7 protein-coding genes and 1 pseudogene are annotated in these 10,393 nt (G+C 70.2%); 4 read left to right on the top strand and 4 right to left on the bottom strand.

What is annotated here, in order from left to right:
• Positions 1-22: 22 nt before the first annotated feature.
• Both AB5J62_RS22190 and AB5J62_RS22185 read right to left on the bottom strand, forming a co-directional pair.
• Positions 23-1,315: a hypothetical protein gene (locus tag AB5J62_RS22190; RefSeq protein WP_370941821.1), complete on the bottom strand. Its 1,293-nt coding sequence runs from the start codon at positions 1,313-1,315 to the stop codon at positions 23-25.
• A gap of 92 nt (positions 1,316-1,407) precedes the next feature.
• Positions 1,408-4,011 (bottom strand): CHAT domain-containing protein, encoded by a 2,604-nt coding sequence (locus tag AB5J62_RS22185; RefSeq protein ID WP_370941820.1) that lies wholly within the window; start codon positions 4,009-4,011, stop codon positions 1,408-1,410.
• 42 nt (positions 4,012-4,053) lie between these two features.
• On the opposite strand from AB5J62_RS22185, the pseudogene AB5J62_RS22180 reads away from it, so the two are divergent.
• Positions 4,054-5,426: pseudogene (locus tag AB5J62_RS22180) on the top strand (S8 family serine peptidase).
• 6 nt (positions 5,427-5,432) lie between these two features.
• On the opposite strand, the gene AB5J62_RS22175 reads toward AB5J62_RS22180, so the two are convergent.
• Positions 5,433-5,873, bottom strand: a complete 441-nt coding sequence (locus tag AB5J62_RS22175) for a carboxypeptidase-like regulatory domain-containing protein (protein WP_370941819.1) — start codon at positions 5,871-5,873, stop codon at positions 5,433-5,435.
• Positions 5,870-6,427 (bottom strand): sigma-70 family RNA polymerase sigma factor, encoded by a 558-nt coding sequence (locus tag AB5J62_RS22170; RefSeq protein ID WP_370941818.1) that lies wholly within the window; start codon positions 6,425-6,427, stop codon positions 5,870-5,872. The genes AB5J62_RS22175 and AB5J62_RS22170 overlap by 4 nt, the downstream gene beginning before the upstream one ends.
• A 295-nt stretch (positions 6,428-6,722) precedes the next feature.
• On the opposite strand from AB5J62_RS22170, the gene AB5J62_RS22165 reads away from it, so the two are divergent.
• Genes AB5J62_RS22165 through AB5J62_RS22155 form a run of 3 tightly spaced genes read left to right on the top strand, consistent with a single transcriptional unit; the run spans position 6,723 to position 10,393 of the window.
• Complete coding sequence (locus AB5J62_RS22165) at positions 6,723-8,450, top strand: AAA family ATPase (protein ID WP_370941817.1); 1,728 nt, start codon at positions 6,723-6,725, stop codon at positions 8,448-8,450.
• Positions 8,423-9,232: a Pvc16 family protein gene (locus AB5J62_RS22160; protein WP_370941816.1), complete on the top strand. Its 810-nt coding sequence runs from the start codon at positions 8,423-8,425 to the stop codon at positions 9,230-9,232. The genes AB5J62_RS22165 and AB5J62_RS22160 overlap by 28 nt, the downstream gene beginning before the upstream one ends.
• A gap of 18 nt (positions 9,233-9,250) precedes the next feature.
• Positions 9,251-10,393, top strand: a complete 1,143-nt coding sequence (locus tag AB5J62_RS22155) for a phage tail sheath family protein (RefSeq protein WP_370941815.1) — start codon at positions 9,251-9,253, stop codon at positions 10,391-10,393.

Raw genomic sequence — 10,393 nt, 5'->3', positions numbered from 1 at the left:
CGACACCAGCGTTCCCTTGGGGCTAAGCCGTGGTCGAGATGTCGAGGACGGCCGACGGTGGCACGAACCCGGCGATGTGGAAGTGGGCCATCTTGCCCGCGTTGCCGGAGGAGCCTTCGCCGCCATCGCCGAGATGGAGCAGGCTGATGTCATCGGAGATGGCCACGCCCTGATCGCTCACGACGACCTTGAGCTTGCGCCCGCTCACCGAGAACTCGACCGTTCCGGTGACCAGAACCTGGCAGTTCCCGCTTTCGCAAGCCTTGACGTCGGTGCCGTTGCGCGCGGCCGGCAGGGGTTTCGGGGTCGGCGGGGGAGCGTTCAGTGGCGTGCAGAGCGGGGCGAGATCGTACGAAGGGGTGAGCTGTGGGAGGCGTGCGGCGAGCGCGGGGAGGCCTTGCGCTTTCGGCTTCACCGAGTCGAGCACGTCGCTCGCCTTCGCGACCTGGTTCTTGAGCTCGGCGATCGGCATGTCGTGGCCGGTCATCATGGTGGTCTTCGGCAGCTGACCCTTGGCCGCCTCGAGCGCGGTCACCAGCTCGGTCTTGAACGCGTCCGCCTCGGCGATGCCGGTCGGGGCGAGCGCCGCGAGTGGCTGCGCGACCGAGTCGACTTTGGTCGTGGCGTCCCCGATGGCATGGGCGAGTTCGACGTTCAAGAACTGCGCGAACCGTGGGTCGTCGCTGATCGGCTGGTCGACGCGAAGCCCGTCGACCGCCTTGACGCTCGCGCACATCGTGTTCGCCCACCCGACCAGCGCCCGCTGCGGAGTGCCGGGCGGGCCCGCGCACGAGGGCGCGAGGTTGTACGACGTGAGCAAAGCCGGTGTCTTCCCGACCATTTCCGTCAGGTCCGCCTTGGGCTTGCCGAGCGGGCCGACGATGGCCGCGACCTGTTTGGCCTGCGCGATCTGCTGATCGTCGGGCAGGTTCTGTGTCGTCATGCTGTCGCTCGACGGGAGCGGGAGAGCGTCGAGGGTCTTGAGCAGCGCGGCGACGTACGCGTCGGCCTCCGCGATTTTCGACGGTTCCAAGTTTTTTAGTGTCTTCTTGCCGTTCTCGATCGAGGTGGCCGTCCGTTGCACGTAGAACTGGGCGTTGACGCCGGACGTGTAGTCGGCGGTCGTGCCGTCCGCGCGCACCTTGTCGAGTCCGTCGGTGGTCGAGCACATCAGCTCGGCCCAGGTGACCAGGGCGCGGGTGGCCGGAGGCGGCGGCGGTGCCTCCGGCTTGCCCGGCGTGGTGGCCGAGCAGCCCGCGGCGAGCAGGCAGGCCGCGGCCGCGAGCTGCCACCTTTTCCGTTGTCCCAGCAGCATGCGCAACCCTTCCCGTGTGTCGCGGGGCAGGCTAGTCACGCGAGTGTGGGAGGGGTCCCGTCACCGGGGGCGTGGGGATTGCACCCAATGGCTCAGGCGGCGCCCAGCGCGACGAAGGACCACGCGGTCGCCTGGCACACCGGGTCGTCCTTGGCCTCGTTCCTGGCCTCGGCCAGCGATTCGGCCATGGTCCCGCCGCGGCGGAGGCCGTCGTGCAGGCTCAGCATGAGCGGGACGGTCGCCTCGTCGTTGACCTGGACGAGGCTGGCCACGATCCCCGCCGTCCCGAGTGGAAGCAACGCGGTCGCCAGCCCGAGCAGCTCGTCCGCGCCGACCGGCTGGAGGCTGCCCGAGTCGCAGCTGGACAGCACGACCCGGAACGGCGCGCGGCGCAGGCGTTCGAAGTCGTAGCCGGTGACCGATCCCTCGTCGAGGCGGATCGAGGAGAACAGCGGGCTGTCCGCGCGGAACCGCCCGTGCGCGGCGACATGCGCGAGTGAGCTGCCGTCGAGCGCTTCGAGCACGCGGGCGGGTGTCGCCGCGCCGTCTCGGAGGACCTGCGCTTCGTAGAGCCCGGTCAAGGTGGACAGTTCCGCGGCGCGGCTCGCGAGGCCCGGTCCGCCGACCAGCACCACCTTCTCCCGCTCCGGGCGGACGGCCAGTTTGGCGTTGAGCCAGGCGGTCGCGGACGGCGCGACGCTGTGCGCCACGCCGGTGAGACACGGCAGCATCGCCCACGGCACGGCTTGGAGCCTGCCCGGCGGGACGATGACGGCCGGGCCGTCGCCGATCAGCTCCGCCGCCGTGCCGAACAAGGTCTCCTGCAAGGATTCGCCCGCCGCGCGGAGCCGGTCGAACAGCCCGCGCCCGGCGCCGGGTCCGTAGGCGAGCCTGCGCAGCACCCAGCGGGCGGACTCCACACCGGCGGTGGCGGCGGCCACGGTTCCGGTGGGGATGCGGCGGACGCGGCCGTCGCCGCAGACGAGGACGTGCAGCCGCCCGTCGACGGCGACGATCTCGAAGAGCCGGGTTTCGCCGAGCGCGTCGAGCAGGGCCGTGACGTCGAGCCGGGCGCGCGGCCCCGTGGTGGCGGTACCCGGGATTCTCCTGACCCTGTCCTGGATCCGGCGTTCCAGCCGCTCGGTCCGCTGGATCAGCCGGGCGGTGGGGGTGCCGGTCGCCCGTGCCTGGTCGATGCGGCTGGTCAGCTCGCGCAACGCGACGAGATCACGCTGGACCTCGGCGTCCGCCGGCGGCCGCACCGACGGCACCGCGCACGCCGTGGCGCGCCACCGTTCGCTCCACCAGAGCAGCCGGCGCGCGCGGCCACCGCGCAGGCAGGCGCGCTGGGCGAGTTCGGCGAGTTCGAGGCCCTGCGCGGTCGCTCTGGCCCGCAGCTCCGGCGCGCCGAGGGTGAGCCGGTGTTCGTCGAGCAGGTCGAGGCCGCGTCCGCTCGCGGCGAGCGTGCGGCGGGTGTCGCCGGTGGACGCGGCGAGCAGCGCGACAGCGAGCCAGCCGTCGACCCTGGACAGCGCGGCTCCCCGGTGCCTGGCGTTCGCCGCGGCTCGCAGATGCGCCGTCGATGCGCGGTGCCGGTCGAGCGCGAGAGCTGTCCTGCCTGCGAGAAGGTGCGCTTGGAGGACGTCGGGTGCGTTGAGCTTGGTAAGCCGCCTAGCGGTCTCTGCTGCTTCGGCGAGTAGCTCGGGGGAGTGGCCTGAGACCGCGAAGCGGGCTCGCAGGAGAAGAAGGCGCGCGTGGTGGCGCCACCACGCGCGCCGCTGCGCTGTGAACAACGCAACCGCTTCGGTCGCACGGTCGAGCGCGGTGGCCGGGTCGCCCGCCGCCAGCGCGGCGTGGCCCGCGATGAGCAGGAGCTCGGCTCTGCGTGTCGCCTGGCCGTTGCGGCGGGCCATTTCCGCGAGTTCGCGGTCGGCTTCGAGCAGGGCTTCGTGCGGCAGGCCCGCGGCGAGCAGCACCGCGCACCGGTCGGCGATCAGCTCGGGCATCGGCGTGCCCAGCAGCCGGAACCGCCGGTTCGCCTCGTCGAGGCGGGTCAACGCGGACGGCAGGTCACCGGCCCGGAACGCGGCCAGTCCCCGGTTCTGCACCGCGACCGCCGAATCGTGGTCCTGATCGGTGTTCGCGAACAGCCGATCGGCGTGCTCGAAGTCGGCATCGGCGCGCTGCACGGCCCCCAGCCCGAGTTCGACATGCCCCCGCAACGTCAGCGCCCGCGCCGTCCAGATGGTGTCACCCGCCTTGCGCAGCAGCGGAACCGCGACCCGCAGATCGGCCAGCGCGTCGTCATGCCGCCCCAGCACCCACAAGGCGGCACCGCGCCGGAACCGGACCCTGGCGGCCGGCACCCCTTCGGCGTCCGCGACCGCCCGGTCGAGCACCGCGAGCCCGGCCCTCGTCTGTCCAGTGTGGACGATCGCGATGCCGAGCGTGGCGCGCACGTCGGACTGCCGCTCGACCGAACCGGACTGTTCGGCGAGCTTCAGCGCACGCCGCAAATGGGTGACGGCCGTTGACAGGTCGCCAAAATCCCGTTGCACCACCCCGAGTGCCTGATGCGCGATCGAGGCGTCATAAGGGGACGGTTCCCCGGCGAGCACCTGGCGCGCGAGCCTGGCCGCTTCCCGCGGGCGCGCGAAGACCAGGCGGAGCAGATCGCCGGATGACCCTGTCGCCACGAGGCAAGGCTAGACGGACTTCGGGGGCAATTCCATCCGCCGATGTATCAGATCGGGCACCGCGAGCATCACGCTGACGATGTCAGCTGTCCTAGGGAGGGAGACATTCCAATGAATGACCCATGCGACGATTATCAGCCGATCGGAAACGGGCCACGGGAGCTGCCCGTCGCCCAGTACAAGAGTGTCTTGGCCGCTTTGCCGGAGGGCGTCAAGCTCGATCGGCTGCCCAAGGACGACCGCCTTCCCGCCGAGGTGATCTGGCAGGACGAGCACATTCTGGTGCGGGACGACGTCCCGATGGACCACCCCGATCTGCGGGCTCTCGGCGCGGAGGTGGTGACGGGCGGGCAGGCCAGGGCGGGCGTGTCGAAACTGGTGAAGATCAACGGAAACGCCTGTGCGGCGGTCCGGGACCTCAAGTCCCCGCTGAACGGTGGTGTCTGGCTGAACAACCTGATGACCATCTGCGGGGTGAACATGTGCCCCGCCGACGAGCCGATCCCGTCGAAACGGCCGCCGCTGCCCCGGTGGCGGCAGGGCAGTCACGGCGGGAAAGACGTCTTCGTCAAGGTGATCGACACCGGGCTGTTCCCCGGCTACGAGCTGGCGCATCCGTGGCTGGAAGGCGGTCATGTCAGCGGGTATCCGAACAACATCGAGGCGCCCTACGGCATCAGGCTGGACGCGGGCCATGGCACGTTCATCGCGGGCATCCTGCGCTGTGTCGCGCCCGAGCTGAAGCTCGACGTCGACAATGTGTTCAGGTGGGCCGGGACCATGTTCGAAGACCAGGTCCGCGACGCGATACTGGGCGCGCTCGACGAACGCCCCGCACCGGCCATCATCAGCCTGTCCGCCGGGTGCACCACCCTGAACGGGGAGCCACCACAGGCGATGCGGGAGGTCGTCGAGGCGTTGAGCGACCAGGACTGCCAGACATTGCTGGTCGCGGCGGCCGGTAATGACGGTCTCGGTCATTCGTGGTGGCCGTCGGCGCGCTGCGGCAAAGCGGGAAAGGTCGCGCCTGCTTCAGCAACTTCGGCGACTACGTGTCCGTCTACGACGAGGGGGAACGGCTCGTCAACGCGTTTCCGAAAGGGTCGTACATTTATCATGAGCCGATCACCTATCGGCCCGATTCGGACCGCCCGCGCTGTTTCTATTACGCGGAGCCGATCTACGACGGCTGCACCTGCGTGACCGGTCTCGATCAGGATGTCAGGGTGCAGTTCGACGGCATGGCGCGTTGGAGTGGCACATCCTTCTCGACGCCGATCGTCGCGGCGAAGATCGCGAATCACATGACGGCCACCGACGAGAAGAACGCCAGGCTTGCTTGGAAAACCCTCTACGGCCAGCACCAGGTCGTGGTGGACACGGCAGGCGGCCTCGAACTGAAAGTCCTGCCGTAGCCGCGTTCAGAGCGACGTCCAGCTGGTGACGGTGTTCGTGCCGTCCTCGGCCAGCACGTGCAGCCTGGTCGGCCCGGATGGCAGGTCCGCGAACGTGAACCAGCCGTCCGGGCCGGTCGTGGTCGACCGCCGCGTGCCCGCGGAGTCGGCCACGACCTCGCCCGCGGCGCCGACGAGCAGTCCCACCACCGTGTGGCCACGGCGATGGGCCGTCACCTGCAGCTCGACCGAGACGGTGGCGGACTCGAACGAGAGCAGCCGGACATCGTCGGTGCCGCGTACGAGGTCGGGCCGGAGCGTGGAGTCGAGCAGCAGCGCGGCCAGTTCCGCGTCGGCCGAGCGGGTGGCCAGCGCGGCGCGGGCGCGTTCGCTGACGTGGCGCGGCACCGGGTCGGTCTCGGCCGCGATCCGGCGCAGGTCGGCCATCAGCTCGTCGTCGGTGCTCATCGGCCTCGCTCCCGCAGTAGTGCGTCGTCCTCGGCGATCGTGCGCAGCTGCTCCAGGCATCGGCGCCGGGTCGGCCCGATGGAGCCGATCCGCATGTCCAGCGCCGCGGCGACCTCGGCGTACGCGGGTGGCGGAACGGCCATGAGGACGCGGAGCAGCTGCCGGCACCGCTCGCCGAGTTCGGCGACGGCGGCCCACAGCGCCGCGTCGTGCTCTTGCCGCAGCAAGGCGTGGTCGGGCAGCGGCGCGGGGTCCTGGTGGTCGGGCGGCAGGTCGGTGGTCAGTGGTGCCCGGCTCGTTTTCCTGATCAGCTGGAGGCATTCGCGCTTGGCCGTGGTCGCGAGCCACGCCGCCAGGCGGTCCGGCTCGGCTATCCGGTCGATGTTCTCGACCAGGCGCAGCCAGGTCATCTGCACGGCGTCGTCCGCGTCGGCGCCGCTGAGCCGGTAGCCGCGGGCGATCGACCAGACCAGGCTCTCGAACCTGGCCACGAGCGCGTTCCACGCGGCCTGGTCGTCGGCCGCGGCCGCGGTGAGCATGCTGCCGATGTCCATGGGGAAATCGTTTGTATCAGGAGTGAGGTGGCGGCCTCTTCATTAGACAACGAGTGCCCGAGCGAAAGTGAGGTGCGGGGTGAATTCACGATCGCGCGGGTATTCGGGTGGTTATTTTTCACTGGATTCGGTGAGCGAACCGTTGCCATGCCAGACAACACCTGTTCTTCAACGGCTTGACGCCATTCTCGCGCCGGGGCTCGCCGCGAAGTCATTTGAAGATCAACCGTCGAGTCCACACGGGACCGCGCCGGAATGGGACGAGATCGTGGCGGCCGAACCGGGCTGGAGATGGGTGCGCAACACCTGTCGGCTGACCGATCTCGAACTCGACGTGCTGCTGATCGCGCTGGCGCCCGAGGCCGATCTCAGATACGAGCGGATTTACGGATACCGGCAAGACGACGTGACGCGGCGGCGGCCGACCGTCCACTTGATACTCGAGTTGCTGGGCGGGGTGCGGGCCCTGTTCGGGGCCGAGGCGCCGCTGCTGCGGCACCGGCTGCTCGAACTCGTGGCGCCACCAGACCAGACCGCGCCGCCGCTGCCCGCGCACCTTGTCGTGCTCGACGACCAGATCGTCGACGTGCTGCTCGGGCTCGGTGAGCTGGACCGCGCGCTCGCCGCGTGCGGGGTGCGGCTGACCATGGAACCCGGGTCGCTGACTCCGCTGGACGCGGCGGAGAGGGACGTGCTGAGCCGCCGGCACACGAGGCTGTACTTCAGGGGACCGGAAGGCTCCGGCCGGCGGTTCACCGCGGGGGTCCTCGCCGGGGAACTAGGCATGCCGGTGCTGGCCGCCGACCTGCACCGGCTCCCCGATGACCCGTTCCGGCTGTTCCGGGAAGCGGCCCTGCACGGCGCGCTCCTCTACCTCGACGGCGTCGACACGCTGACGCCCGAGCTCGCCAAGGCCATGGCCGAGCACAAAGGCGTGGTGATTCTCGCGGGCCGTCGCGAGTGGACGCCGATGGCAGGAGTGCCGCTCGGCGTGCGCGAGGTGTCGTTCGAACGACGGGGTTTCGCCGTGCGCAGGCGGATTTGGGAAAGCCACGGCGTACCCGCCGAGCTGCTGGACGGCCTGGCGAGCCGGTTCCGCTTCGGGCCGGGGCAGATCGCCGAGGCCGTCGCGTCGGCTGAGAATCTCATGCGGGACGGGTTGTTCGCGGCCGCTCGGGCGCAGACGCGGCATCACCTCGCGGGCCTGGCGACCAAAGTCGAGGTCATGGCCGGGTGGAACGACCTGGTGTTGCCCGGCGACTCGCTGACGCAGCTGCGCGAGATGTGCGCGCGGGTGACGCTCGGCGGAAAGGTCTGGCGGGACTGGGGTTTCGACCGGCGGTTCCCGAACGCGGGCGCGACCACGGCGCTGTTCGCCGGGCCGCCGGGGACCGGGAAGACCATGGCCGCCGAGGTCATCGCCGGCGAACTCGGGCTCGACCTGTTCAAGATCGACCTGTCCGCGGTGATCAGCAAGTACATCGGGGAGACCGAGAAGAACCTCGACCGGGTCTTCGCCGCCGCGGCCGACGCCGACGCGATCCTGCTGTTCGACGAGGCCGACGCGCTGTTCGGCAAGCGGTCCGAGGTGCGGGACGCGCACGACCGGTACGCCAACATCGAGACCGCGTATCTGTTGCAGCGCATCGAACAGTACGACGGCATCGCGATACTCACCACGAACCTGCGGCGGCATCTGGACGACGCGTTCACCCGGCGGCTGCAGTTCATCGTCGAGTTCCCGTTCCCGGACGAGGCGCGCCGGGCCGAGATCTGGCGGGTGTGCCTGCCGTCCGAGATGCCTGTCGGCGAACTCGATTTCGACAAGCTCGGGCGCGACTTCCAGCTGGCGGGCGGCAACATCAAGAACTGCGTGCTGCACGCCGCTTTCCTTGCCGCGGCGGGAGAAACGACGCTCGGCACGGACCACATGCTCGACGCGATCAGGCGAGAGCACCGCAAGATGGGCCGGATCGTCCCAGGGGGTGATCCGGAGTGTTCCACGACCTTGACGCCACGCTGAGCGCGATGCTCGGCGACGCCGCCGCTCCCGAGGAGCTGCGCAACGCCCACGTCAGCTTCGAAGCCCCGGACCGCTCGTACGCGCCCGCTCAGAAGACGGTCAACCTGTTCCTGCACGAGGTCGCCGAGGAGCGCGCGCTGCGTGACGACGGCCGGGCGCTCGAACGCGTCGGCGACACCTACCGCACGCGTTCGCCGTCGTTGCGGGTCACCTGCGTCTACCTGGCCACCGTCTGGTCGGCCGAGACGGCCGCGCTCAAGGCACGCGAGGAACACCGGCTGCTCGGACTCACCCTCCTGTGGCTCGCCCGCTTCCCCGTGATCGAGGACCGCTTCCAGCAAGGCGGACTGACAGGCCAGCCATACCCACTGTCCACAATGGTCGCTAGGACGGCGGAAGGCCAGTCGATGGGGCACTTCTGGAGCGCGCTCGGCATCGCGCCGCGGCCCGCGTTCTCGGTGAGCGTGACCATCGCGATGGACCTCGGCCAGGCCGAGGAACAGTTCAGGGCGGTCGAAGGCTTCCGGCTGGAAAGCATGTCGCCGCAGCAGCCGGTGCTCGCCGGGCGGGTGCTGGACCAGGCGCTCGCGCCGGTGGCGGGCGCGAGCGTGACGGTGGTCGAACGCGGCACGAACGTGCTTTCCGACGCGCGCGGGCTGTTCACCGTCACCGGCCTCGACTTCGGCGGATACACGCTGCGGGTGCGGGCCGCCGGGCACACGCAGGACGTGCCCGTCACCTACGCGAAGGACAGTCAAGTGCACAACGTCGTGCTGGCGTGACAGCCCCGGGAGGGCGAAATGGTGGACTACGAGAAGAAGGCGCCGGGCGTCTACGTCGAGGAGATAACGCCCGCCGGGCCGATCGCGGGCGCGGGCACCAGCGTCCCCGCCCTGATCGGCACGGTGAAGGACCTCGGTGCGAACACCCCCGGCAAACCGGTCGCCGTCACCAACTGGACCGCGTACCTCGGGTTCTTCGGCGACTACAAGGCCGGGCTGCAGCTGCCCTACGCCGTGCGCGGGTTCTTCGAGAACGGCGGCACGTTCGCCTACATCGTGCCGATCAAGGACAACTCGGGGCTCGACGGCGCGCTCGACGCGCTGACCAGGCTGCCCGACGTGAGCATGGTGTGCCTGCCCGGCGTCGTCGACCCGGCCGTCCAGGCGAAGGTGATCGCGCACTGCGAGGCGCTCGGCGACCGGTTCGCGGTGCTCGACGGCGCGCCCGACACCCAGCCGCTCAAGGCGGGCGGGCCGTTGCAGGCGCAGCGTGACGGACTCAAGTCCGACAACGGTTTCGGCGCGCTCTACTGGCCGTGGATCGTGATCGCCGACCCGGCCGCGCCGCCGGGCACCGCCGCGACCGTGACCGTGCCGCCGTCCGGGCACGTCGCGGGCGTGATGGCGCGCTGCGACGACACGGTCGGCGTGCACAAGGCGCCCGCCAACGAGACCGTGCGCGGCGCGGTCGACCTCGACTTCGCGCTCAACGACACCGAACAGGGCGCGCTGAACTCCCGCAACATCAACGCGATCCGGCGGTTCCCCGGCGGCCCGCCGCTGGTGTGGGGCGCGCGCACGCTGACAGCGGGCACGCAATGGCGGCACGTCAACGTCCGCCGTCTCGTGTCCTATGTGGAGGATTCGATCAAGCAGGGCATCCGCTGGGCGGTCTTCGCGCCGAACAACAAGGCGCTGTGGAAAGGACTCGAACGCACCATCACCGAGTTCCTCACCCGGGTCTGGGAGGCGGGCGCGTTGTTCGGCACCAGCGCCAAAGAGGCCTTCTACGTGCGGATCACCGAGGAGCTCAACCCGCCTGCCGTGCGCAACCTCGGCCAGGTCGTCATCGAGATCGGCCTCGCGCCCACCCGGCCTGCCGAATGGATCGTCCTGCGCATCGGCCTGTGGGACGGCGGCGCACGCGGACTCGAAGGTTAG

This window comes from Amycolatopsis sp. cg5, assembly GCF_041346955.1.
Classification (GTDB): Bacteria; Actinomycetota; Actinomycetes; order Mycobacteriales; family Pseudonocardiaceae; genus Amycolatopsis.
The sequence above is the reverse complement of the archived record's forward strand: the minus strand, read 5'-3'. Positions and strand labels throughout refer to the sequence as shown.

What these genes read in the sequence shown, in the direction of transcription:
- AB5J62_RS22190 (WP_370941821.1), bottom strand. Translation starts at nt 1,315, where the DNA reads ATGCTGCTGGGACAACGGAAAAGGTGGCAGCTCGCGGCCGCGGCCTGC.
- AB5J62_RS22175 (WP_370941819.1), bottom strand. Translation starts at nt 5,873, where the DNA reads ATGAGCACCGACGACGAGCTGATGGCCGACCTGCGCCGGATCGCGGCC.
- AB5J62_RS22170 (WP_370941818.1), bottom strand. Translation starts at nt 6,427, where the DNA reads ATGGACATCGGCAGCATGCTCACCGCGGCCGCGGCCGACGACCAGGCC.
- AB5J62_RS22155 (WP_370941815.1), top strand. Translation starts at nt 9,251, where the DNA reads ATGGTGGACTACGAGAAGAAGGCGCCGGGCGTCTACGTCGAGGAGATA.